The organism is Hymenobacter arizonensis (assembly GCF_900115775.1).
Classification (GTDB): Bacteria; Bacteroidota; Bacteroidia; order Cytophagales; family Hymenobacteraceae; genus Hymenobacter; species Hymenobacter arizonensis.
The window spans coordinates 415,925-439,580 of record NZ_FOXS01000004.1 but is presented as its reverse complement, the minus strand read 5'-3'; the positions used below and the strand labels follow the sequence as shown (position 1 = coordinate 439,580).

Here is a 23,656-nt window from a genome sequence, read left to right as displayed (position 1 = left end):
CCCAGTTGCCGCTGGCGCGGCAACGTCCCCTCCTTATCAAGGAGGGGAGTTAAGTTCATTTATCAATAACCCTTCCTCATGCCCGCCTCTCCTCGCGACTTACCCGTTTGGACCCTTGCGGCGGCCAGCCTGCAGGCGGGTACGCCCGTGGCACTGCTGTGCGTGGTGAGCAGCAGCGGCAGCAGCCCGGGCCGCCAGGGCTTTAAGATGAGCGTGACGGCCGACGACCTGGCCGGCTCCATCGGCGGGGGCATCATGGAGCACAAGTTTATCGAGCTGGCCCGGCAGCGGGTGCAGGCCGGCGACAGCAGCCCCGTGCTGCGGCCCCAGATTCACCGTCGCGAAGCACCCACCGACCGCTCGGGCATGATGTGCTCCGGCGAGCAGGACGTGCTGCTCTGGCCCCTCACGGCGGCCGATTTGCCAACGGTTGCTGCCATCGAAAACGCCTTGCGCATGGGCGCCCGCGGCAGGTGGTCTCTTCGCCCCGACGCGGGGCTACAGGTGCAGTTGGCGGAGCCCGCAGCCTCTGCCAGTTCCGCTACCCTTGCGAGCGGCCTTCCATTTTACAGCTACGAGCCGGGTCCGGCGTGGTGCTACCGCGAGCAGTTGGGCTTTCGCGACCACGTCACCATCATCGGGGGCGGGCACGTGAGCTTAGCTTTGTCCAACGCGCTGGCGTTGCTAGACTTTGAGCTGACCGTGCTCGACGACCGGCCCGATTTGCTCACGCTGGCGGCCAACCAGGCGGCGCATCACCGGCGCGTCGTCAGCTACGAGGCCATAGCCGCCGAAATCCCCAGCGGGCCGCACCAGTACGTGGTGGTGATGACCGTGGGCTACCGCACCGATGCCCTGGTGCTACGCCAGCTGTTGAGCTCGCCTGCCGGGCCCGCGCCCTACCGCTACCTGGGCGTGATGGGCAGCACCGCCAAAGTAACCGAGCTGCGCCGGGGCCTGGCCGAAGCCGGTTTCCCGACCGCGGCCATTGCCCGGCTGCGTGGTCCCATTGGCCTGCCCATCGGCAGCCAGACGCCCGAGGAAATTGCTGTCAGCATTGCCGCGGAGCTCATTCAGGCGCGGCACGCGGAGTAGGTTGGGAGCGGCTACCGCTCGGTTCCGCCTTCTTGGCTTTGCGGCAGCTGGCCGTTGGCAAACTCCTGGGTGAAGACGCGGTAGCGGTCGAGGATGGAGCGCACGGAGCGGCGCAACACCACCTCGCCCATGGGCCCTTCGGGCACACTCACGCCCGACGCGTAGCCGTTCCATACGGCGCGGTTGGTTTTCATGTCGATGAGGGTGAGCAGCAACGTGCCCTCGGCCAGCAGCAGGCGCACGGGCTGGTAGCCTTGGCGATATTCTTTGGGCGTGTCGTCGTTTTCTTCAATGTTGCGCTTTATCCACTGGCTGAGGTCTTCCTGCACAAAGCCGTGGAATTTCATGTCGCCCTCATATACCCGGAAGTTCACCAGCATATCGGGCCGGCGGCGGGCCAAGCGGTAGCCCTGCACCTGCAGGCGCTGCTGAATGGCTTCGCGTACCGACTGGCCCAGGCGGCTGGTGTCGGCCGTGAGCCCGGTGCCCGACACAAAGTCGTAAGTGCGGTAATTCCGGAAATTGCCGCGGTAGCTATAATCGGAATCTACCCGGGCTTCGCGGGTGGCCATGCAGGCAGACAAGCAGGCTACCAGACTGATAAAGCAATAAAGAGTGACAGTACGACGCATAACGGTGGGAATTTAATAGTGAACGGCACAGGCTGTAACCAAACAAGAACAATCAGACGAAAACAGGCTATACAGCCTCGAAAACTACCTCAATACTTATCTCACCAACCTCACTATTCTCCTCTTTGTACCGGCCTCTAGCCAAAGGCAATTGCCTTGCTGCGCCGGCAAGTACAGCTACGCACTTGCCTCCCCTACCAATTCAGACCACCTAGTATTTAGCTTTGCTTGTAGTGGTTTGTTTTAGCAGAATGGGAGGCTAGAACAGCGTTGCTTGACTTGTCGACAACCCGGAAGTTCTAACACCTGCGACCTTAGTGCCCGCCGCCATCCATGGTTTCGGGCGTGAGGAGGTAGCCTTTGGCCAGAATGCGGTAGCGGTCAAAAATGGAGCGCACGGAGCGGCGCAGCACGGCCTCGGCGCGGGCATTGTCGGGCACGTCGACGCCGGACGTGTAGCCGTTCCAGATGGCCCGCTGCGAGCGGGCGTCTACCAGGGTCACAAACAGGGTGCCGTCGGTGAGCAATCGGCGCACGGGCTGGTAGGTATGGCGGCTCTCCGGGGGCGTCTCTTCATCGTCGCCTTCGTGCTGGGCTACCCAGCGCTCGAGTTCCTCTTGGTTGTAGCCGCGCAAGTTGATGGCGCCCTCAAATACCCGGTAGTTGACCAGCAAATCGGGGCGCTTGGTCGACTCCCGGTAGCCCTGCACCTGCAGGCGCTGCTGAATGGCCTCGCGCAGCACCTGCCCCAGGCGGCTGGTGTCGCTGACGAGGCCTTGGCTCTGCATAAAATTATAGGTGCGGTAGCGACGGAAATTGCCGCTGTAGCTGTAGTCCGATTCGGTGCGGGATTCACGGGCGGTCATGCAGCCGCCAAAACCCGCACAAATGGTGAGGGTCAGTAATATGCGTAACGATTGAGTCATGGATAGCAGGACGAGGATGGAGCCTACTAAGTTACGCAAACCTACCTGACATTCAAACCCTACCGATACCCGGCCGCCTGCAAGGCGAACAGTTCGGCATAGCGCCCGCCCTGAGCCAAAAGGGTTTCGTGCGAGCCGATTTCGACAAAATTCCCGTTCTCAATCACCAGGATGCGGTCAGCCATGCGCACCGTGCTGAAGCGGTGGCTGATGAGCACCGCCGTTTTCCCTTTGGTTAATTCGGCGAAGCGCTGAAAAACTTCGTGCTCGGCGCGGGCGTCGAGGGCCGCGGTGGGCTCATCGAGAATGAGCAGCTGGGCATCGCGCATGTAAGCCCGGCCGAGGGCAATTTTCTGCCACTCGCCGCCGCTCAAGTCCACGCCGCCATTGAAGCGACGACCTATCATTTGGGTGTAGCCGCCGGGCAGCTTGGCAATCACCGAATCGGCCAGGCTTTGCTGGGCAGCGGTTTCAATGCGGGGCTGGTTCTCGCGCTCCTCGATGCGGCCCACGGCCAGGTTCTGGCCGGCCGGCAGCTGGAAGCGCACAAAGTCCTGGAAGATGACGCCGATTTCCTGGCGCAGCTCGGCGGGGTCGTACTCGCGCAGGTCGTGGCCGTCGAGCAGAATACGGCCCTCGGTGGGGTCATACAGGCGGGCTAGCAGCTTCACCAGCGTGGTTTTGCCCGCGCCGTTCTCGCCCACCAACGCCAGCTTTTCGCCGGCTTCTAGCTTAAAACTTAAATTTCGGATGGCCCATTTTGTACCATTCTTGTACTGGAATCCGACGTTTTCAAACTCAAAACCCTGCCGGATGGGCCGGGGGAAGGGTCGTGCCGTTTCGCCTTTCACTTCTTGCCGCACAATGCGGGGCCGCAGGGCAAAGAAGTCGAAGAAATCCTGCAAATACAAGGCGCCATCGGCCACGGAACTAAAGCGGCTGAGGATGCCTTCGAGCAGCCCGCGCAGCCGCGCAAACGACCCAGCCAGGAACGTGAGCTGGCCCAGCGAAATCTGCCCGGCCACGGCGCGGGCAATGATATAGACGTAGGCGCCGTAGTAGCCCGCCGCGCCGATGGCCGCGAACAGCGTGCCCCAACCAGCGCGGCGCAGCACGAGGCTTTTGTTTTGGCGGTAGAAGTCGTCGGACAGCTCGCGGAAGCGGCCGATGAGGAAATCGGATAGCCCGAAAATCTTCACTTCCTTGGCCGTCTCGTCGGAGGCGCCGGTTTGGCGGAGGTAGTCGAGCTCGCGGCGCTCGGGCGTCCAGGAGTGCGAAAGGGAGTAGCTGCGCTCGTTGAAATGCGACTCGCCCAGGAAGGCCGGCACCACGGCCAGCAGCAGCAGCCCCAGCAGCCACGGCTGGAAGGCCACCAGCCCGCCGGCCAGCAGCACCAGCGTCACGAAGTCCTGGCCCTGGCTGAGCACCTGGCTCATGAGCACGGTGCGCGAGAGGGTTTGGCGGCGGGCGCGCTCCAGCTTATCGTAAAAGGTGCTGTCCTCGAACTGGTCCAAGTCGAGCTCGGCGGCGTGGGCCATGATGCGGATGGACGACTGATTGGCAAACAGGTCGCCGAGCAGGGAGTCGAGCAGCGCCACGCCGCGGCCCAGGGCATCGGTGAGCAGCACCAGGCCGAACTCCAGCGCCACCAGCGTGAGCACGGGCGTCAGCACCCGCTCGGGGGCGGGCAGGCGGGTGAGGCCCACCACGGCGTCGAGGATAAGCTGGGCCACGTAGAGCATGGCCAGCGGCAGGCCGGCCCGCAGCAGGCGCAGGAAAACGTTGGCCATGGCCAGCGCGGGGCTGGTCTGCCAGATGAGCTTGAGAAACGCGGGCAGGTGGCGCAGCGCCGATACCCGCTCGCGCACGCTCACGGGCGGCTTGTCGCCGGAAGTGGGGCGTTTGGCGGAGATGGTTTTCAGGAAATTAAACATTGCGGAAGCCGAGGCAAGGTTGGGGCCGGAAGGCGGGAACGGCCGTTTTGGCAGAAGGTACTTGGGTAGTAAAGGCCGTTGCTATGCAACACATGCGTGGCCCCTATATTGAGCGCTGATTGCGCCGCCGGCTGCGGTCTGCACCGGAATACCATCGTCCTTTTTAACTCCTCATGCCATCACACTGTTTTTCCGCGCTGCTGTTGCTGCTCTTCGCGACAGGTTCTGTGCTGCCGTTCGGTACCAGAGCGCAAGGACATGAGGAACACAGCGTAGCTACTCCTATGGCGGTGGTGGAAACCACTCCGGGCTTGCCCATTGACCCAGCAACGCAACGCATCGTTTTATCGACAGTGGTTGCGGTGCCCGGCGCAACCCAGCAGCAACTGTATGACCGTGCCGCTCATTGGATTGCCAACGAAGCCGAAACCCGGCCATCGGCCTTTCAGGTGTACAACCCAACCCAAGGCAAAATTATGGTCGAAGGCATTGTACACGCCAATCAAGACTACCACCAAGACTACGTGTCGTATACGCTGAGCGTGTACGTGAAAGAAGGACGCTACCGGGTGGTAGCCACCAACCTACGACGCCACAGCACACCGACTGGCACTACCACCGGATATTCCGGCGACTATGTCCGGGCACCCTTGGAACGGAACCAGATTGTGTCGATGTCTGACAAACAATGGCGCAACTACAAGCTCGCCATTGCGCAGCTTCTTCGGCAAAATTTCGCGCAGCTGCAAGCTACTATGACCTCAAGCCACAAAGACTTCAGTGACTTTTAGCGACAATAGCTTCGAGAAAACTGTTGCTTTTCTTTAATCCCACTCCCCTTTTTCCTTTTCCTGCATGAAAGACCGCATCACCGCAATGTTCATTGCCTTCTTCCTTGGCAGCTTCGGCGGCCAATACTTTTATCTGGGCAAAATCGGCAAGGGCATTGCCTGCCTTCTGCTGTGCTGGACGTTTATCCCGTCGGTCATTGGCTTTTATCACACCATTATCTGGCTGATGATGTCGGACGAGGATTTCAACAACGAATACAACAACGGCATGCGCCCGGCCGCGGGCTACAACTACACCCCGGGCAGCAGCGTGAGCGATGAACTGGCCAAGTTGTTCATATTGAAAGAAAAAGGCGCCATCACCGAGCAGGAATACAACGCCCGCAAGGCCCGACTACTGGCTCAGTAATTCAGCTTTATAACCAGGGGCGAGAAGCGATGCCTGCAGTTGGCGTTGGTTGATTGGCTAAGCCTCTACATAGGCTTGAGAAAAACATCAACCAGCAGAAACTGTAGGTAGCCAATACCCTTGCTGCGCAGGCAAGTACACCGCCGGGGCGCCCTTGGCGGAACTACTACCCGCAGGTGGGCCTTATTATTGTGGGGAGAAAGAGCTTGGCGTGTGCCAACCGGCCCCGCTCCTGCTTTTCTGTTCACCCATTTTCCTTGCCTGTGCAGCCACCCGCCACCGTCGACCCCACCCGCATCAACCTGCAGTCAACCATCGCCGTGAACTACTGGTGCCAAGTCCTGAAGTGCTCCGAAACCCAGCTTCGCAACGCCGTGCTGGCCGTGGGGCCTTTGCCCGCCGACGTGCGCACGTACCTGGACCGCTAGCGCGGTTAAGCAAACCGGAACCGGGTCGTTTCGCCGCGCTGGCCCACCTTTGCGGGGAATAATGATTTTTTGCTTCGTTTTGCTTTTTGTGTATGGCAAGTGCTCCAATTCGTTTGCACTTTAAAAACTCTGTGGGTCAGGTATCCGAGCAGACCGTGGGGCGCCAGGGCGGCCACGTAGTAGTGGAGTATGCCGCCGGCCCGCACCGGCTGGGCGACCTGCAAACCATGCTTGGCCACGCCAAGCAGCTGCTGGCCCGCCGTGGCTGGCACAAGGTGTTCGGCGACCAGCGCCTGTTTCCCGCTTTCACGCCCGAGCAGTCGGAATGGCTGACGCAGTACTGGCTGCAAATGGCCCAGCAGCGCAGCCGCCGGCTCTACGGAGCGGTGCTGGTATCGCCGGAAGTCTTTGCCCAGCTCCCCCCCGAGCAGACCCAGCAAGAAGGCCAGGAAGCCGCCATGACCTACCGGTTTTTCGACGACCCAGCCGCCGCCGAGTCCTGGTTGGCAGAGCTTCCGTAGCCCATTCCGCGCCTGTTTCCGCAACCCTAAGGCTGCGGAAACAGGCGTACCAGCAGGCCCGTCCAGCCGGTTTGGTGGCTGGCGCCGAGGCCGCGGCCGTCTTCGCCGTGGAAGTACTCGTGAAACAGCAGGTAGTCGCGGAAGTGCGGGTCGGTTTGCAGACGCTCATCGGTGCCGAAGGCGGGGCGTTTGCCATCGGCGCCCCGCAAAAACAGCTTGCTGAGGCGCGCGGCCAAATCGGCGGCTATTTCCTGCAGCGTGCACAGCTGCCCCGAGCCCGTGGGGTGCTCCACTTGGAAAGAGTCGCCGTAGTAGGCATAAAAGCGCTGCAGCGACTCGATGATGAGGTAATTGATGGGAAACCAGATGGGCCCGCGCCAATTGGAGTTGCCGCCAAACATGCCGGAGTCGGACTCGCCCGGCACGTAGGCCACGCTGAAATCAGCTTCGTCGGAGGGGAAGCGGTAAGGATGCTCGTGGTGGTAGCGCGACAGTGCCCGGATGCCGTAGGGCGACAGGAATTCCTTCTCGTCGAGCATACGCGAGAGCAGGCAGGTGAGGCGGTGCCGGCGCAGCAGCGAGAGGCGGTGCCGCTCGCCTTCGCCCGGCGCCTGCCAGCGCGACACCAGCGCTGCCAGGTGCGGCCGGTGGTCGAGCAGCCAGCGCAGGCGCTGCGTGAACTCGGGCAGCGCGTCGAGGATTTCTTCGTCGAGCACCTCCACGGCAAACAGCGGAATCAGGCCCACAATGGAGCGCACCTTGAGCTTGGTGCGGGTGCCGTCGGGCGTGTGCAGCACGTCGTAGTAGAATTCGTCTTCCTCGTCCCAAAGGTTAAAGGAGCCGTCGCCGCCCTTGGTCATGGCCTCCACAATGTAGAGGAAGTGCTCGAAGAACTTGCCCGCAATTTCCTGGTACACGGGGTTGGTGCGGGCCAGCTCCAGGGCCATGCGCATGAGGTTGAGGGCGTACATGGCCATCCAGCTGGTGCCGTCCGACTGCTCGATGAAGCCGCCCGTGGGCAGCGGCGAGCTCCGGTCGAACACCCCAATGTTGTCGAGGCCCAGGAAGCCGCCCTCGAAGATATTGCGGCCGTTGCGGTCCTTGCGGTTCACCCACCAGGCAAAGTTGAGGTTGAGCTTGTGGAACACGGACTCCAGAAAGTGCAGGTCGCCTTTGCCGTTGTTCAGCTTTTGGTCCATTTGGTACACGCGCCAGGTGGCCCAGGCGTGCACGGGCGGGTTGGCGTCGTTCAGGTTCCACTCGTAAGCCGGCAGCTGGCCGTTGGGGTGCATGTACCAGTCGCGGGTGAGCAGGCGCAGCTGACTTTTGGCAAACTCGGGGTCCACCATAGCCAGCGGCAGGCAGTGGAAAGCCAGGTCCCAGGCCGCGTACCAGGGGTACTCCCATTTGTCGGGCATCGAAATAATGTCGGCGTTGTAGAGGTGGCGCCACTCGCTGTTGCGGCCCTGGCGGCGCTCGCTGGGCGGGGCCACGAAATCGGGGTCGCCGTCGAGCCACTGCGCCATGTCGTAATAGTAATACTGCTTGCTCCAGAGCATGCCCGCGAAAGCCTGGCGCTGCACGTTACGGGCGTCGGGGCTGGGCAGGTGCTCCTGCAGGCAGTGGTAAAACTCGTCGGCGTCTTGCTGGCGCTGGGCCATTACCTCGGCAAAATCGGCGAAGGGCGCGGTGTGGGCGTGGGCGGCGTGGCTCAGGCGCACCCGCACCGTCTGCGAGCCGCGGGCGGGCACGGTTAGGGGGTAGTGCGCGGCCACCTTGGTGCCGCGCTGCGCCGGGTTGATGGCCTGCCGCTGCCCCTTGACGAGGTAGTCGTTGATGCCGTCTTTGAAGTACCGGCCCTCGCGGGGCAGGTCGTAGAGGCGCACGCCGTTGGTGTCGTTGTCGCAGAAGAGCAGGTCGGGCGCGGTTCCTGGCAGGGTCTGGTCGCAGTAGAGGCGGTATTCGCCCATTTCCTGGTGGGCCATTTCCACTACCCCCGAGTGCACCGATTGCATTTGGGGCCGGTGCCGGTAGTTCTCGTAGCCCCAGGCCCAGGTGTTGCGGTACCAGGCCTGCGGCAGCACGTGCACAGTGGCCGCTTCCGGCCCCCGATTTTGCACGGTTATTTGAATCAGGAGGTCTTCGGGGCCGGCTTTGGCGTATTCCACGAACACGTCGAAGTAGCGATTTTCATCGAAGATGCCCGTGTCCAGCAGCTCAAATTCAGGGTCTTCGCGGGTGCGGCGGGCGTTTTCGGTGCGGAGCTGCTCGTAGGGAAACGCCTGCTGCGGGTACTTATACAGCAGCTTCATGTAGGAGTGCGTGGGCGTGCTGTCGAGGTAGTAGTACTGCTCTTTCACGTCCTCGCCGTGGTTGCCCTCGCCGTTGGTGAGGCCAAACAGGCGTTCTTTCAGCTGCTCGTCTTTCCCGTTCCAGAGGGCCACGGAAAAGCACAGCCGCTGCCGGGCGTCGCTGATGCCCCCAATGCCTTCTTCGCCCCAGCGGTAGGCGTAGCTCCGGGCCAGGTCGTGGGTGATGTAGTCCCAGGCGTTGCCGTCGGCGCTGTAGTCTTCGCGCACGGTGCCCCACTGGCGTTCGGTCAGGTAGGGTCCAAATTTCTTCCAGGCAGCGGTTTGGGCGTGGTCTTCGGCTAAGCGTAATTGTTCTTGGGTCATTGGGTAAGCTGTTCGCGGCTGGGATGCAGGGACTGTACGGCGCATAGGGCCTTTGCGATACTACGACCCGTGGTTTTAGCTCACCAGCCGGGGCCCGGGCTGCGCAAGGGCATCATAACCAACAGTTGCCTTGCATAGAACCAATGGCCGCCCACGGTCCAGCAAGTACGCTCCCGCATTGCACAAAAGGCAGCATCTACTGCTATGAAGACACAAAGCAGAGCCAGCCAATAGCAAGCAGCCCCACCCACGGCAAAAACAACCTAGCCGAAGCGCACTAAAATGGCAAAGGCCGAAAAACCATCTTCGCACCAATCCGTATGTGGGCGCTTACCATCTTTTGAAGGCATGTCTACTACCCCTCAATTTGGTCCTAGAGAAAAAACCCGTGCGCAACGCCAGGCCCTGATGGACCGCGCCGAGGCCTGGAACACCAGGCAAGACCGGCAGCTAGGGTCCTTTGCGAAAGAGCTTTGCCAACGATACATCGCCGGCGACATGAGCCTGCCGCAGGTGATTGCCGAAGTGGAGCACATCCACCGCAGCCTCTACGCCTGATTAGCACCCCAGCCGGGGGCCCCGAGCGTTGATACGCCCGGCTTCGAAGCCAGCGCGTCCGGCCCCGCGCCTCCGTCAGCTTATAGCTATTAATCTTCCTTTGGCGCCAGGCTAGCCGCGCCAAACCTGCGCCCCCCGAACAATCTTCGATGCCATCGGCACCGGCAAAATGCCGACCTTTGCAGCCTTCTATGGCCACTCCCGCATCCCGCTCTTACTCCATCGGCTTCTGGCTGATGTGCCTTTCGTCGTTCCTGTTTTTTCTGAGCTTCAACCTGCTGCTGCCCGAGCTGCCCGACCACCTGTCGCGGCTGGGCGGCGGCGAGTACAAAGGCTACATTATTGCGCTATTTACGCTCACAGCGGCCATTTCGCGGCCGTATTCGGGCAAGCTGGCCGATACCGTGGGGCGCATCCCGGTGATGATATTCGGCTCGCTGGTGTGCTTTCTGTGCGGGTTTTTCTACCCCTGGGCCCTCACCGTAACGGGCTTTCTCACGCTGCGGCTGCTGCACGGCTTCAGCACGGGGTTTAAGCCCACGGGCACGGCGGCCTTCATCGCCGACATCGTGCCCTTGGAGCGGCGCGGCGAGGCCATGGGCCTGCTCGGCGTAACTGGTGCCCTGGGCCTCGCCTTCGGGCCTGCCGTGGGCTCCTGGATAGCCCAGACGTTCAGCCTGAACACCATGTTTTACTGCTCGAGTGCCGTGGCGCTGCTCTCGCTGCTGGTGCAGGGCACCCTCACCGAAACCCTGCCTGAGGCCCAGCGGCAGCGCTTCAGCCTGGGCTTGCTCAAGCTGAAGTGGAGCGAAATTCTGGAGCCGCGCGTGATGTCGCCGGCCATTGTCACCATGCTGTGCCTGTTTCCCTACGGCGCCATGCTCACCGTGGTGCCCGACCAGAGCCGACTGCTGGGCTTGGAGGGCTCTACCAAGGGCTTGTTCTACGTTTTTCTTACCGTGGCCTCGCTGGCCGTGCGGTTGGTGGCCAGTAAGTCGTCCGATATTCACGGGCGGGTGCCGGTGCTGCGGGTGTCGGCGGGCATCCTGGCGGTGGGGTTGGCCTTGCTGGTGTGGTCGCCATCGGTGGAGTGGTTTTTGGCGGCCTCGGTGGTGATGGGCGTGGGCATGGGCCTCAACTCGCCCTCGCTCTACGCCTGGACCATCGACCTGAGCCACCCCGAGCGGCGCGGCCGCGGCGTGGCCACCATGTACATCGCCCTCGAAATCGGCATTGGCGTGGGGGCGCTGCTGGCCGGGTGGCTGTTTGCCAACAAGCCGGGCCGGCTGCCCTACGTGCACGGCATGAGCCTGGCGAGCGTGCTGGTGGCCGTGGTGTACTTATACAGCGTGAAATCGACGGGGCCGATGGTGGCGGAAATCGTTTCGCAGCCCGCTCCGGAGCCATCGCCGGAGGAAGTGGTCTAACAGCAGGCCTATGCATTAAGTGCTAGCTGTTAGTGCGCCCGGCTTCCGCCTGTTGTGCTTAGTAGCCCAGCGCAGCCGGCCGTCAGCTCAGGGCCGCGAAAGTTATTTATTGTCAGCCTTGAATAATTAGTTGTTTTCCGCAATCATCGAACGCAAAACCCGTTTGATTTTAGGATTTCGAAGATTACTTTTAGTCTTTCAAAGACTGTCTACCCCTCTCTTTTTTTCTGCTGATGCAAGCATCTTTACTGCTCCGCCTCTGGTGGCGGAGCTTGCCCGCGCTGCTCGGATGCTGGCTGGCTACCGGAACCGCGTGGGCCCAGTCCGAACCCATCAAATACGGCCAAATTGACAAGCAGGACCTAACGGCCGCGCCCTTCGTGGCCGACAGTGCGGCGGCGGCCGTGGTGCTGTGCGACTTCGGCCGCTCGCGCATGCGCGGCAAGCGCGACGGCTTGGAAGTGGTATTCGAGCGGGTTACGCGCATCAAAATCCTGAAAAAGTCGGGCTACGAGGAAGCCACCGTAGAAATACCGCTGTACCACCGCGAGGGCAACTCCGAGAAAGTATCCAACCTGCGCGGCTTCACCTACAACCTGGTGAACGGCAGCGTGGAGAAAACCAAGCTGGAACCCGGCGGCGCCTTTCTTGAAAAGCGCACGGCAAACATCAACGTGCAGAAATTCACGCTGCCCAACGTGCGCGAAGGCTCCGTGATTGAGTACGCCTACACCCTGACGTCGGACTTCCTGTTCAATTTTCAGGACTGGACTTTTCAGCGTGACATTCCGGTGCGCTGGAGCGAGTACCGGTCCAGCATTCCCACGTTCTACAAGTACAACATCATCTACCAGGGCAACCGCCCGCCCGATGTCAACCTGATGAGCGTGGGCTCGGTCAGTCTGCTCCTCGACCGAACCGTGCAAGGGGGCATAGGCACCGGCCAGACCGCGGGCAACATGACCATCGGCGCCACCACCGAAGACCACCAGTGGGTGCTGAAAAACGTGCCCGCGTTTCAGCCAGAGCCCTACATGACCACCGCCCGGGACTACACGGCCCGGCTGGACTTTGAGCTAACCGGCGAGCAATGGCCCGACGTGCCCTACCGCGACCTGACCGGCACTTGGGATAAAATAAACGAGCGGCTGCTGGGCATGGAAGACTTTGGCGGGCGCATTGGCCGGGTCGGCTTCTTGCAAGACCAGCTGCAGGACCTGAGCACGCAGTACCCCGACATAGAGGCCCGGGCCGCCGCCGTGCGCCAGGTGGTAATGGCCGCCGTGCGCTACGACGGCCACGACCGTCTTTATGCCCTGGAGCCCCTGCGCAAGGCCTTCGATGCCCACCGCGGCTCTTCCGCCGACGTGAACCTGCTGCTGCTCTCGGCCCTGCAGCAGGCGGGCATTACGGCGCATCCGCTCTTGCTCAGCACCCGCGCCCACGGCCGCGTGAGCAAAGAATACCCCCTGCTCGACCGCTACAACTACGTGCTGGCGCTGGTGCCCCTGGCCGACGGCAAGGACCTACTGGTAGACGCCACCGAGCCGCTGCTGCCCTGCGGCGTGCTGCCCGAGCGCTGCCTCAACCGCGTGGGCCGCCTCGTGAGCAAGTCGCCCGCCCAATCCCGCTGGGTCGACCTGGCGCCCAGCCAGCGCCACGTGCATTTCCAGCAGGTGCACATGGCCCTGGATGCTCAGGGTGGCCTCAGCGGCAAAGTCCACGAAGAGTTTGGGGGCTACGCTGCCGCCGACGCCCGCACCGAGCTGGCCGCGCAGGGCGAGAAAAAATACCTGGCCGGCGTGCGGCAGCGGCACGAGGGCTGGGCCCTGCCCACGCTGGCTCTGGGCCAGGTCGATAACCCCACTAAGCCCTTGACACTGGACTATGAGTTTCGCCAGCCGGCCACCGGCCCAGCGGCGGGCCCCATTTACCTGAGTCCGTTGAGTGAGTTTGGAACGGGGCAGAACCCTTTCCGGCGCGAGTCCCGGGCTTTCGCCGTCGATTTCGGAGCGGCGCAGGATGAAATGCTCATCGTGAACCTGACCTTGCCCGAGGGCTACGAGCTGGCCGAAATACCCAAAGCGGCCGTGGTCGACCTGCCCCGGGAAGGCGGCCGGTTCCGCTACAGCGTGACCAACACCCTCCCGGGAGTGGTGCAGCTGACCAGCCGCCTCACCCTGCCCAATGCCGTGTACCCGGCCGAAGACTACGCCAACCTGCGCGAGCTGTACCGCCTGCTGCTGGCCCGCCAGAGCGACAAGCTGGTCATTCAGAAGAAGGCCGGCCGCTAAACCCGCGCCGCAAAAGCAGGAAATCAACCGACTTAATGCTTGACGTTCAGCCCGCTGCTGCTAGCTTTAGATACTTCACCTCTATCTTATTACTCCCCTTTCCCTTTTGCATGAAGCTACCTCTACTTTACCCTGCAACCCTGGCAGCCTTGCTAAGCAGCTTTGGTGCCCAGGCCCAGTCTGAGCCCATTAAGTTCGGCAAGCCCGACCCCAAGGACCTCACCAGCGCGCCCTTTGTGGCCGACAGTGCAGCATCTGCCGTGGTGCTCTGCGACTACGGCACCACCAACTTCCAATACATCAGCAACGACTTCAAGCTGGTTTCGGAGCGCATTACGCGCATTAAGATTCTGAAAAAATCGGGCTACGACGTGGCTACCGTGCAGGTGCCGCTTTATCATAGCGGCACCAACGAGGAAAAACTCTCTTCTCTGCGCGGCTTCACCTACAACCTGGTGAATGGGCAGATGCAAAAAACCAAGCTGGAAATCAGCAACACCTTCACCGAAGAGCGCACCCAAAACGTGCGGGTGCGCAAGTTTACGCTGCCCGAGGTGCGCGAGGGCTCGGTGATTGAGTACGCCTATACGGTGACGTCGGACTTCTTTTTCAACTTCCAGGACTGGTCTTTTCAGCGCGATATCCCCACGCGTTGGAGCGAGTTTCGGGCCTCAATTCCGGAGTATTTCGACTACAAAATGCTGCTGCAAGGATACCACCCTCTCGCCGTGCAAACGAAAGAAGACAACCTGACCCAATTTACGGAGCGCTACGGCGGCACCACTACTGGCGGGGGCTTCAACACCTCTCGCGAGGGTCCTAGCAGCGCCACTGCTATGGCCCACGTTGCCAACTATCATTGGGTGATGAAGGACGTGCCCGCGTTTCGCGACGAACCCTTCATGACCACGTCAGAAGACTACGTAGCCCGGCTGAATTTTCAGCTGGCAGGCGTGCGGTTTCCGGGGCAGGGCTACAACAACGTGGCCGGAACATGGGAAAAGATTAACACGGAACTGCTAAACGACGACAATTTTGGCTCGCAGCTCGACCGCGGCAGTTTGCTCAAGGACCAGGTGCTGACGCTGGTAGCGAAATACCCCGACGCCGGGGCCCGGGCCGCCGCTGTGCGCCAGGTGGTGATGGCCGCCGTGCGCTACGACGGCACCAACCACTACAAAACCATGAGCCCGCTTCGCAAGGCCCTGGATGCCCACCGCGGCACCGCAGCCGACGTCAACCTGCTGCTCATCGCAGCCCTGCGCACGGCCGGGGTTCCGGCCCATCCTCTGCTGCTGAGCACCCGCAGCCACGGCCGCGTCAACCAGTCGCTGCCCATGCTCGACCGGTTCAACTACGTGGTGGCCCTGGTGCCGATGCCCGACGGCAAAGACCTGCTGGTGGACGCCACCGAGCCGCTGCTGCCCTGCGGCGTGCTGCCCGAGCGCTGCCTCAACCAAACCGGCCGGCTTATCATGAAAAACGCCAGCGAGGGACGTTGGGTCGACCTTACCCCCACCCAGCGCTACGTGCACTACCAGCAGATAAACCTGACCCTGGATGCCCAGGGCGGGCTCACGGGCAAGGTGCACGAAGAGCACGGCGGCTACGCTGGCGCCGATACACGCAAGGAAATAAGCCGCCTGGGCGAGAAGAAATTCTTTGCCGAACTCACCACTCAACACACCGGCTGGACCTTGCCCAAGTTTGCAGTAGCCGAGCGCGAGAACGTAGCCAAGCCCTTGGCTTTGGACTATGAGTTTGCCCAGGCCGCCGATGACAACAACACCGTCGGCACCTTGTACCTGAGCCCGCTGCGCGATTTCGGTAGCGAGCAGAACCCGTTCCGGCGCGACGAGCGCCTGTTTCCCGTCGACTTCGGCGCCATGCGCGACGAAACCACCATGGTTACCCTGAACCTGCCCGAAGGCTACGAGCTGGCCGAAACGCCCAAGCCTGCCGTAATTGAGCTGCCCGATGGGGGCGGCCGCTTCCTCTACAGCGTCACGGCCACAACCCCGAGCACGGTGCAGCTCACCAGCCGCCTGAGCCTGCGCAAACCAGTGTATTCGGCTGAAGAATACGCTTACCTGCGCGAGTTCTATCGCCTGATGCTGGAAAAGCACGGCGAGAAGCTGGTGGTCAAGAAAAAAGCGTAGCCGCTTGCTTAAGCTGGCCAACAGCCGTGCTCCGGCTTTGCACGGCGCGGCCGTTGGCCAGTGCTATCTTTTATCAGTCAAGAATTACCTACCCGTGAAAGCACTGCTACCCCTTCTTGCCGCGCTGCCACTCAGCAGCTTTTTGTACTTAAGCCCCAGCGCCCCCGCACCCAAGTACGCCGTGGCCGACATTCCGGCGGCGCTGCGCGAAGGGGCCCACGCCGTGCTGCGCGCCGACGACGAAGTCGTGACCATCAAATCGGCGGGACGGCTGGTGCATACCGTGCACCGGGTAGTAACTATTCTAGATGCCGCCGGCGACGACTTCGGCCGCCACTCCGTGGGTTACGACGCCCTCAATGCCGTGAGCTACCTGCGCGGCGCCGTGTACGACGCCGACGGCCGCCTGTTGCACCAGCTCCGCCCTGCCGAAGTCCGCGACCAGGGCATGGGCGACACCGGCGGCAGCTTCATGACCGATGTGCGGGTGCGCTACGCCGACCTGCGCCAGCCCCAGGGCCCGTACACCGTGGAATTCGACTACGAAATTGTGTCGGACAACACCCTCTTTTACCCCGACTGGCAGCCCCAGGAAGAAGAAGGCCTGGCCGTGCAAAGCGCCACCCTCCGCGTGAACACACCCACCGCACTGCCCCTGCGCTACCAGGAGCGGCAATTACCCGCAGGAACCACCGTGGCCCACACTACCGCCGGCAGCCAGGAAACCTACCAGTGGCAGCTGGCCAACCTGCCGGCTGTCGACGACGAAGAAGTTGCGCCGCCGTTGGCCTACTCCACCCCGGCCGTGGTGCTGGCCCCCGCGGCCTTTGAGGTGCAAGGCCACAAAGGCACCGCCGCCAGCTGGCAAAGCTTTGGGCAGTGGAACTACGAGCTGAACGCCGGCCGTGACCAACTGCCGCCCGCCACCCTGGCCAAAGTGGCCGCACTGGTAAAAGACGCGCCCGATGCCCGCACCCGCGCCCAGCGCATCTATAGCATGCTGCAGGGCAGCACCCGCTACATCTCGGTGCAGCTGGGCCTGGGCGGCTGGCAAACTTTTCCCGCCAGCTCGGTGGCCAGCAACGGCTACGGCGACTGCAAAGCTCTGAGCAACTACACCAAGGCACTACTGGCCGCAGCGGGCGTGCCGTCCTACGTGGCCCTGGTGGGTGCCGGCTCCGACCGCCCCGACCTGCGCGCCGATTTCCCCAGCTCGCAGTTCAACCACGCCGTTCTGTGCGTGCCCATGGCCCAGGCCGGCCGGCCCGACACGCTGTGGCTGGAATGCACCAGCCAGACGAACCCATTCGGCTACATGGGCAGCTTCACCGGCAATCGCCACGCGCTGCTGCTCACGCCCCAGGGCGGCCAGGTGGTGGCCACCCCACGCTACGGCGCCGCCGAAAACCGCCAGGTACGCCGCGTCGACTTGTTTCTGGACGCTGTGGGCGGGGCCACGGCCACGGCCCGCACCCTACGCACCGGTCAGGAGCATGACTTCTACTCCCAGCTCCTGCACGAGTTGGGGCCCGCTGAACAGAAAAAGTACGTGACCGACCGCCTCCGGCTGCCCACGTTCACCCTCACCAAATTCAACCTAGCGGCCACGCCCGCCACCCCTACCCCGGGCGTGGTCGAAACGCTGGGGCTTTCCCTGCCAGGCTTTGCCGTGCCCAGTGGCAAACGCGTGTTCATCAACGCGAATTTACTGAGCCGCTTGCCCGCCTTGCCCGCGCAGATAGGGGAGCGCCAGGCCGCCGTGTGGCTGCCCCGCGCCAGCTTGCACGCCGACACCGTGCGCCTGCACCTGCCCGCTGGCTTTCGGGCCGAGACCCTGCCCGCCGCCGTGCAGTTCAGCACCGATTATGGCACCTACGCCTGCCAGTACCAGTCCCTGCCCGATGGCACCGTGCAATACACCCGCCACTTGGAGCTGAAACGCGCCCAAATGCCCCGCACCGCCTATGCCGGCTACCTGGACTTCCGCCGCAAAATCAGCATTGCTGATAAGGCACAAGTGGTGCTGCTCAAAACGGAAAGCTGAGGCGTTTGCCCGTCATTGCGAGCAGAGCGAAGCAATCCGTCCTGTAAGAACCCGACAGCTTAATGAAACGGAAAGCCCCCGCACTGCGCAGTGCAGGGGCTTTTCATTAGGATTTGTCACATTATTAAGCTCAGCGCTGAGACTAGGACAGATTGTCGCGCTCCACTGCGCTGTGCTCGCAATAAGAATGAAGCATCTAGTCCGCTAGAACTTCACCCGCATCTGGGCCTTCACTTCCCCGCGCAGCGACCCCTGAATGGTTTCCAGCCCAGTACCCACGGTGTTCTGGTAGCGATACCGCGTCTCGGCATACCGCAGCCAGAAAGTAATGGCGCGGTTCACACGCACTTCGGCAATGCCGTAAATCCGCGTGCCCTGGCCGTAGAGGGCCGGAATGGACACGGCAAGCAGCACATCCTGCTCATACACGTACTGACGAGTATCGTAGTCGTCGGAATCAAAAAGGGAGTAGCGGCCCGTGAGCTTGACGGCCGGATTCAGGCGGTAGCTCACGTCCTGGGCCAGCACGTAGCCGCGCCGCCAGGCCCGGCCGTCGTCGTCGCGCAGGCGGGAGGCCTGCACGCGGGTGCGCAGCTCCAGGAAGGTGGTGGGCGCCGAGTTGTAATACATCAGCACGCTCTGCCGCAGCTGCTGGCCGGGCAATGGAACGGGGCGAACCTGGCCGTCCGTTGGCAAGTCGCGAGGCTTAAGGCGCTGGCGCAGCTGCACGTAGAGTAGGCTGGTTTTGGCCGGTGCAAAGGCCAGGCGCAACAGGGCGTCGTGGCCATGCGTGGGGGCGCTGGCCCGGTAGCGCAGCCAGGGAAAGCTAAATTGGTCGTAGTAAGCCGATACTTCCCAGCGGGCCACGGGCCGTACTTTCAGGCCGAGGTAAACGCCGGTTTCGTTGATGTTGCGGGTGTTTTCGCCGAAAGCATTGCCGTAGATGGTGTGAAAATTGGCGTCGTAGTGCCGCGCCAGCACGGCCGCATCCACGGTGGGGCCCAGGCTGGCCAGCAAGCCGTTCACAGTGCCCAGGCCGCCGCCGCTGCTCCGAGCCGTTTCGCCGAAGAGTAGCAGGTTGTGCCACACGTAGCTGTAGTTCAGCGACAGCGCCAGGTTCTGTTTGCCACTGAACTCGAACCGATTGTAAGGCTCGGCGCGCTTCAGCAACGGAGTGCCGTAGTGGGTAAACACGCCGGTGGCCGCCACGGCCAGGTTGCCATTGCGGCTGGTATAGCCCAGGTTGCCGCCCCCCACTGTTTCGGCCAGCTGGTGGCGGTTGGCTATTTCGGAGGCCGTGCGGTGGAACCCGGTGTAGAGCAGCCCCGACGTAAACTCATCGAACTGCGCCAAGGAATCCTGCGCTTGCTGCAGGTTGGCGTCCACGTTCTTGTGCGAGGCGAAGCCCGTGGCCTGCACCGTGGGCGCTACCTGCACCGTGGCCGCGCCTCCCCGAAAGAATGCGTTTTCGAGCAGCGAGGAATATGCACGCACGCCCACCGACGAGCGCCGCAGGGTGGTAATGGTTTCGGCGCCCTTGCCCACCCCAAAGCCCGACGACAGCAGCAGGCCCTGGCCAAACTGCAATTGGTAGTCGCCCAACGCCAGGGTCTTCAGCCGGCCCCGCTCCTGCAGCAGCAAGTGCGCCGATACGTAGTCGGCCCCGAACTGCCCGTTTTTAGGGTTCCAGGTCAGGGGCTCGCCGGCGTCTTTCTCCATCGCAAAGCCCAGGCTGAAATCCTTGGTGTGGCTCACGCGGTAGCGAATCAGCATCTTATCGGGCGAGCCGAGGTAGCGCGTAGTGGGCCGGCCCTGAAACAAGGTGGGTGGCGTGTAGCCCCGGCGCTGCTGCAGCACCCGCTCGTAGCGCAGGTACAGGGCATTGTTGTCTTCGCTGGCAATGCGCTGCCACAATGAGCCCCGCGAAGCGTTCAGGTTGCTGCTCAGCACACTCATAAAAGGCAGAATGCGGTTGATGGTCCGCAGGTCGTAGCCCTCAATGCTTTGCAGCTCATACACGCTCAGTAGGTCGCCGTTGGCCTCGCGGTGCCGGAGCAAGGTCGTTATCTGGTTTTCGCTCAGCAACAGCAACGACCGCAGCTCTTCACGGGTAGCAGTGTTGAGGTTGATGGGGGTTTGGTAATACTGCAGCAGCGTTTCGTAGAGGTCCTCATAAGGCACCTGGTCCGACTGAATTTCGGCAAATAGTTCCTGCGTAAGGCGGTCCAGGTCGGGAGCACGGCGAACGTAATCCTGAGCGGAAACCGGAGCACTAATTAATAATTGACAATTAATAAATAAGAACCCAACAATCAGAGCCCTACAATTAGTAGACAGATAATTAATTCGCCCTAAGTATTGATTTAAATTAATAGTAACACGTTTTATCATCTCCGATTATTATACTGGTCAAAAAGTGGTTTGCGCGAACGGGGTAGAGACGCAATATTTTGCGTCTCCGGGACCGCGCCATCGAGTTGTTCCATTGAAGTCGTTCAACGACGAGACGCAAAATGTTGCGTCTCTACATCCGCCAGCCGATTTTCGCATTCCACTTCGCGATGAGTATAATTATTAGTTAAATCACTTCCCCCAAGATTTGCTCACGCTCAGGTGTTGGCTGAAGCCCAGCGTTTGCTGAAACGCAGCGGCGTAGTCAATCTGGAAAGCGCCAGCTAATACGCCAATACCCGTGCTGGCCTGCTCGGTGAGAGTGGCCAGCCCCACCCGGGCTACCAGCACGGGCACCGGCCGGTATTCCAGCCCAGCTTTGAAGTTGGCGTCGCGCTCCACATCTTTCTCAGTTTCAACCACCAGCAGCACCTGCGTGCTGGGGCGGTAGGCCAGGCCGGCTTTGAGCACGGTGGGCACCCGTTCGTCCTGGTAGCTGGCCAGCCGGGTTTGGCTGAGGTTGTAGAGCGAGGCGCCGAAGCTCAGCCGCTGGGGTACTACTTCAATTTGCCCGCCCAGCGTGCCCAGCAGCACGCGCCGGCTGCCCAGGCCTTCGATGCTTACCTGCAGCATGTCGAGGCGCCCGCCCAGGCTGATTTGCCCGAAGCGGTAGCCGTAGCCAGCGCCCAGCCTGGTTTCGTTATAAAGCTGGCCGCCGAAGCGCTGGGCCTCGAAGGCCACCACGCCGTTCCGGGACCAGCCTTGGGTAGGAGTAGACAGGGCCTGCGTGGGAGCCGTGCCGTCGGTGGCAAACGAAGCGCCCGGCGTGCGCCCAACAGGCAGCGCAACCGTGAGGGCGCCCACGTTCAAAGCCGGGCTGAAGTAGCGGTTTTCAGCATAAAAGCCCACTGTGGGCTGCTGAATCTCGCCTAGGCCCGCCGCGTTGTTGCCCATGCTCCAAACCTCCCCCGCCAGGGCCACCGAGGCATTGCCCAGCGACGCCGCCCGGGCACCCCGCACGCCGGGCCCGTTGCCCTGAGCCGCTGCTGAACCAGCCAACCCCAAGTTGAAACATCCTAAAAAAAAGACAAAAAATAAAATTCTCCGAGGCACGCAGTACACCATGCTGGGAAGGTAACACGCTGCTGGCAAATGGCTGAGCTAGCAGCCGAAATTATTTTGCTAAGGTTTGTGGTTATGCTATCCGGCCCCATTGCCGAACTTGCCGCCTTATGCCCCGCTCCTTCTCTGCCGCGCCGCGCCGCGAAACGCTTCTCTATAAGAATCAAACCCTTAATTACACCCTCGTTTTCCGGTCGCGCCGCACCATCGGCTTTGCCGTGCGGCCCGATGGCAGCGTGCACGTAAGTGCCCCCGCCGGGATTTCGGCCGAGTGGGTAGCCCAGCAAGTTCTCAAAAGAGCCGACTGGATTCTGAAGCACCAAGCCACCTTTGCCAGCCGCCCGGTCCCCGCTCCTTCCCGCCGCTTCGAGGCCGGGAGTACCCAATATTACCAAGGCCAGCCCTACCGGCTGCGCTTCGATACTGCCTCCCGCGCCACGGTCTCCCTGGCCGGCGACGAGTTGGTGCTTGCCACGCCTACTGCTCCCACGCCCGCCCAAACCGAAGCGCTGCTCCACGCCTGGTACGCCCGCCAAGCCAAGGCTCACTTCGCCGATTCGCTGGAGCGGGTATGGCCACGCTTTGCCGAATTCAACCTTACGCGCCCTACCCTCTTTGTGCGCGCCATGCGCACCCGCTGGGGCAGCTGTACGCCCCGCTCGGCCCGCATTCGCCTCAGCCCCGAGCTTGTGCGGGCCCGGCCCGAATGCCTCGACTACGTGCTGCTGCATGAGTGTTGCCACTTGCTGGTCGGCGACCACTCCAAAGCCTTTTACGACCTGCAAACGCGGCTCATGCCTGACTGGGAGCAGTGGAAAGCCGAGCTGAACGCGCTGCCAAAGTAGCCCAGCTTAAACCTGCACCGTCGGGCTACTACCCATTCATCAGCCACTCGGCGTTTACCTTCACCCCATGTCTCGGCTGTTTCGCGCCCTTTTTCTCGGCCTCGTCTGGTTTTACCGGAATTTTATCTCGCCGCTCACCTCACCGAGCTGCCGCTACACGCCCACCTGCTCGGCCTACGCGGCCGAGGCCATCACCAAGTATGGCCCGTGGCGCGGTGGGCGCATGGCCCTGCGGCGCATAGCCAGCTGCCACCCTTGGGGCGGCCACGGCTTCGACCCCGTTCCATAGTGCAGAGATGAGTTAGGGCCCAGCGCTAATGACCGACCTAGCAGCTCCTGCCACCTGCTAGTGCCCCGTGTGCCCGTACCGTAGCAGGCGGCTTTCGTATAGGCAGCATTCACTCTCTGCTTAATTTCTTCGATGCGCTTACTCCCTTTGTTGCCCGCAGCACTCGCCGTTCTACTCTCATCCGCCGCTTGCTCACAAGGCCAATCCGACGAAACCGCTGTTGCAACCGATATGCCCGAGGGCAAAACCGGTAAGAAAAACAAGAAAGACAAGGAGTCGCTTGAGAATCGCATGATAGATGCCGCCGTGCCTGGCATGCGACGCCTGGGCACCCTCGCTGGCGTTTCCGAAAGCTCGGGCCTGGCCCTTGGTCCTGAGCCCGGCACCTACTACACCTTCGGCGACAATGGCAATCCGCCCATCATTTACCAAATCGATGGCACCGGTAAAGTGATAAAGGAACTGAACATCGGGGCCAAGAACAAAGATTGGGAGAGCCTGACCCGCGACCCGCAGGGCAACTATTTTATCGGCGACTGCGGCAACAACAACTCCGACCGCACCGACCTGCGCCTGCTGCGTTTCAAACCCGCCAACCCGCAGCAAATTGACGTCATCAAGTTCACCTACCCCGACCAAAACGAGTTTCCGCCCAAGAAAAAGCAGCGCAACTTCGACTGCGAAGCCATTGTGTGGGTCGACGGCAAGGTCTGGCTTTTCACCAAAGACCAGCAGGAGCAAGCCAGCAACGTGTACACCGTGCCCGACCAGCCCGGCACCCACACCGCCAAGCGCGAGGGCAGCATCGCCATTCCCGGCCGCGTCACCGAAGCGGCCCTCAGTCCGAGCGGGCGCCGCCTTGTGCTATTGGGCCGGGGCGAGCTGTTTATTCTGGATGGTAGCTCCTGGGCCGACATTCTCAAGGCCAAGCCTCGTCGGGTAGACCTCGCCGGCACTGGCCAAACGGAGGGCGCCGTGTTTCAGGATGAAAACACCCTTCTTATTAGTACCGAAGAAGGCGGGTTCTACGAGTTTAAGCTGCCCTAAGCACGCCTAAACTCGTAGAACCCGCCTTAGTAAAAGTTGGTAGCAAGGCTGCTGCGCTCAACCGCGAAG

Annotated in this window: 19 protein-coding genes; 13 read left to right on the top strand and 6 right to left on the bottom strand. The window is 62.0% G+C overall.

The features are described 5' to 3' along the window. Nucleotides 1-78: 78 nt before the first annotated feature. Nucleotides 79-1,095, top strand: a complete 1,017-nt coding sequence (locus tag BMZ66_RS16280; RefSeq protein ID WP_092675953.1) for an XdhC family protein — start codon at nt 79-81, stop codon at nt 1,093-1,095. Nucleotides 1,096-1,106: 11 nt separating this feature from the next. Here the strand turns inward: BMZ66_RS16280 and BMZ66_RS16275 are convergent, their stop codons facing one another. The 3 genes from BMZ66_RS16275 to BMZ66_RS16265 all read right to left on the bottom strand — a co-directional run bounded on the left by BMZ66_RS16275 (nt 1,107) and on the right by BMZ66_RS16265 (nt 4,587). Then, nucleotides 1,107-1,727: a DUF4136 domain-containing protein gene (locus tag BMZ66_RS16275; RefSeq protein ID WP_092675950.1), complete on the bottom strand. Its 621-nt coding sequence runs from the start codon at nt 1,725-1,727 to the stop codon at nt 1,107-1,109. A gap of 314 nt (nt 1,728-2,041) precedes the next feature. Next, nucleotides 2,042-2,653, bottom strand: a complete 612-nt coding sequence (locus tag BMZ66_RS16270) for a DUF4136 domain-containing protein (RefSeq protein WP_092675947.1) — start codon at nt 2,651-2,653, stop codon at nt 2,042-2,044. Nucleotides 2,654-2,712: 59 nt separating this feature from the next. After that, nucleotides 2,713-4,587, bottom strand: a complete 1,875-nt coding sequence (locus BMZ66_RS16265) for an ABC transporter ATP-binding protein (protein ID WP_092675944.1) — start codon at nt 4,585-4,587, stop codon at nt 2,713-2,715. 173 nt (nt 4,588-4,760) lie between these two features. Between BMZ66_RS16265 and BMZ66_RS16260 the strand changes: the two genes are divergently transcribed. From BMZ66_RS16260 to BMZ66_RS16245, 4 genes are all read left to right on the top strand, one after another. Continuing rightward, nucleotides 4,761-5,378 (top strand): DUF4468 domain-containing protein, encoded by a 618-nt coding sequence (locus BMZ66_RS16260; protein ID WP_092675941.1) that lies wholly within the window; start codon nt 4,761-4,763, stop codon nt 5,376-5,378. A gap of 64 nt (nt 5,379-5,442) precedes the next feature. Beyond that, entirely contained in the window at nt 5,443-5,787 is a 345-nt protein-coding gene (locus BMZ66_RS16255; RefSeq protein ID WP_092675938.1) for an NINE protein, read from the top strand. Between the two features lie 263 nt (nt 5,788-6,050). Continuing rightward, nucleotides 6,051-6,215, top strand: coding sequence for a DUF3606 domain-containing protein (locus BMZ66_RS16250; protein WP_214607011.1), 165 nt, complete (start codon nt 6,051-6,053; stop codon nt 6,213-6,215). 131 nt (nt 6,216-6,346) lie between these two features. Continuing rightward, a complete protein-coding gene (locus tag BMZ66_RS16245) occupies nt 6,347-6,736 on the top strand; it encodes a hypothetical protein (protein ID WP_143080249.1) in 390 nt (129 codons plus the stop codon). 26 nt (nt 6,737-6,762) lie between these two features. On the opposite strand, the gene BMZ66_RS16240 is transcribed toward BMZ66_RS16245, so the two are convergent. Beyond that, nucleotides 6,763-9,411 (bottom strand): MGH1-like glycoside hydrolase domain-containing protein, encoded by a 2,649-nt coding sequence (locus BMZ66_RS16240; protein WP_092675929.1) that lies wholly within the window; start codon nt 9,409-9,411, stop codon nt 6,763-6,765. 348 nt (nt 9,412-9,759) lie between these two features. Here BMZ66_RS16240 and BMZ66_RS16235 point away from each other — a divergent pair, with 348 nt between their 5' ends. From BMZ66_RS16235 to BMZ66_RS16215, 5 genes are all read left to right on the top strand, one after another. Next, entirely contained in the window at nt 9,760-9,969 is a 210-nt protein-coding gene (locus BMZ66_RS16235; RefSeq protein WP_092675926.1) for a hypothetical protein, read from the top strand. A 191-nt stretch (nt 9,970-10,160) separates the two neighbouring features. Beyond that, nucleotides 10,161-11,396 carry an MFS transporter gene (locus BMZ66_RS16230; protein WP_092675923.1) on the top strand — a complete coding sequence of 412 codons (1,236 nt, stop codon included), beginning with the start codon at nt 10,161-10,163 and terminating at the stop codon, nt 11,394-11,396. 233 nt (nt 11,397-11,629) lie between these two features. Beyond that, nucleotides 11,630-13,690 carry a DUF3858 domain-containing protein gene (locus BMZ66_RS16225; RefSeq protein ID WP_092675920.1) on the top strand — a complete coding sequence of 687 codons (2,061 nt, stop codon included), beginning with the start codon at nt 11,630-11,632 and terminating at the stop codon, nt 13,688-13,690. 110 nt (nt 13,691-13,800) lie between these two features. Then, entirely contained in the window at nt 13,801-15,849 is a 2,049-nt protein-coding gene (locus BMZ66_RS16220) for a DUF3858 domain-containing protein (protein ID WP_177204763.1), read from the top strand. A 94-nt stretch (nt 15,850-15,943) separates the two neighbouring features. Beyond that, a complete protein-coding gene (locus BMZ66_RS16215; protein WP_177204762.1) occupies nt 15,944-17,893 on the top strand; it encodes a DUF3857 domain-containing protein in 1,950 nt (649 codons plus the stop codon). A gap of 204 nt (nt 17,894-18,097) precedes the next feature. Here the strand turns inward: BMZ66_RS16215 and BMZ66_RS16210 are convergent, their stop codons facing one another. Both BMZ66_RS16210 and BMZ66_RS16205 read right to left on the bottom strand, forming a co-directional pair. After that, nucleotides 18,098-20,074, bottom strand: a complete 1,977-nt coding sequence (locus tag BMZ66_RS16210) for a ComEA family DNA-binding protein (protein ID WP_234795125.1) — start codon at nt 20,072-20,074, stop codon at nt 18,098-18,100. A 402-nt stretch (nt 20,075-20,476) separates the two neighbouring features. Continuing rightward, on the bottom strand, nt 20,477-21,343 hold the full coding sequence (locus tag BMZ66_RS16205) for a hypothetical protein (RefSeq protein ID WP_092675907.1): 867 nt from the start codon (nt 21,341-21,343) through the stop codon (nt 20,477-20,479). Nucleotides 21,344-21,516: 173 nt separating this feature from the next. Here BMZ66_RS16205 and BMZ66_RS16200 point away from each other — a divergent pair, with 173 nt between their 5' ends. The 3 genes from BMZ66_RS16200 to BMZ66_RS16190 all read left to right on the top strand — a co-directional run bounded on the left by BMZ66_RS16200 (nt 21,517) and on the right by BMZ66_RS16190 (nt 23,587). Continuing rightward, on the top strand, nt 21,517-22,251 hold the full coding sequence (locus tag BMZ66_RS16200; protein WP_092675904.1) for a M48 family metallopeptidase: 735 nt from the start codon (nt 21,517-21,519) through the stop codon (nt 22,249-22,251). A 67-nt stretch (nt 22,252-22,318) separates the two neighbouring features. Further along, entirely contained in the window at nt 22,319-22,540 is a 222-nt protein-coding gene (gene yidD, locus BMZ66_RS16195; RefSeq protein ID WP_092675901.1) for a membrane protein insertion efficiency factor YidD, read from the top strand. Between the two features lie 132 nt (nt 22,541-22,672). Further along, nucleotides 22,673-23,587, top strand: a complete 915-nt coding sequence (locus tag BMZ66_RS16190; protein ID WP_143080248.1) for an SdiA-regulated/phytase-like domain-containing protein — start codon at nt 22,673-22,675, stop codon at nt 23,585-23,587. The last annotated feature ends 69 nt before the right edge of the window (nt 23,588-23,656 follow it).

Coding starts and splice junctions, on each gene's coding strand:
- BMZ66_RS16280 (WP_092675953.1), top strand. CDS start 79: ATGCCCGCCTCTCCTCGCGACTTACCCGTTTGGACCCTTGCGGCGGCC.
- BMZ66_RS16275 (WP_092675950.1), bottom strand. CDS start 1,727: ATGCGTCGTACTGTCACTCTTTATTGCTTTATCAGTCTGGTAGCCTGC.
- BMZ66_RS16270 (WP_092675947.1), bottom strand. CDS start 2,653: ATGACTCAATCGTTACGCATATTACTGACCCTCACCATTTGTGCGGGT.
- BMZ66_RS16265 (WP_092675944.1), bottom strand. CDS start 4,587: ATGTTTAATTTCCTGAAAACCATCTCCGCCAAACGCCCCACTTCCGGC.
- BMZ66_RS16260 (WP_092675941.1), top strand. CDS start 4,761: ATGCCATCACACTGTTTTTCCGCGCTGCTGTTGCTGCTCTTCGCGACA.
- BMZ66_RS16255 (WP_092675938.1), top strand. CDS start 5,443: ATGAAAGACCGCATCACCGCAATGTTCATTGCCTTCTTCCTTGGCAGC.
- BMZ66_RS16240 (WP_092675929.1), bottom strand. CDS start 9,411: ATGACCCAAGAACAATTACGCTTAGCCGAAGACCACGCCCAAACCGCT.
- BMZ66_RS16235 (WP_092675926.1), top strand. CDS start 9,760: ATGTCTACTACCCCTCAATTTGGTCCTAGAGAAAAAACCCGTGCGCAA.
- BMZ66_RS16230 (WP_092675923.1), top strand. CDS start 10,161: ATGGCCACTCCCGCATCCCGCTCTTACTCCATCGGCTTCTGGCTGATG.
- BMZ66_RS16225 (WP_092675920.1), top strand. CDS start 11,630: ATGCAAGCATCTTTACTGCTCCGCCTCTGGTGGCGGAGCTTGCCCGCG.
- BMZ66_RS16220 (WP_177204763.1), top strand. CDS start 13,801: ATGAAGCTACCTCTACTTTACCCTGCAACCCTGGCAGCCTTGCTAAGC.
- BMZ66_RS16200 (WP_092675904.1), top strand. CDS start 21,517: ATGCCCCGCTCCTTCTCTGCCGCGCCGCGCCGCGAAACGCTTCTCTAT.
- yidD (WP_092675901.1), top strand. CDS start 22,319: ATGTCTCGGCTGTTTCGCGCCCTTTTTCTCGGCCTCGTCTGGTTTTAC.
- BMZ66_RS16190 (WP_143080248.1), top strand. CDS start 22,673: ATGCGCTTACTCCCTTTGTTGCCCGCAGCACTCGCCGTTCTACTCTCA.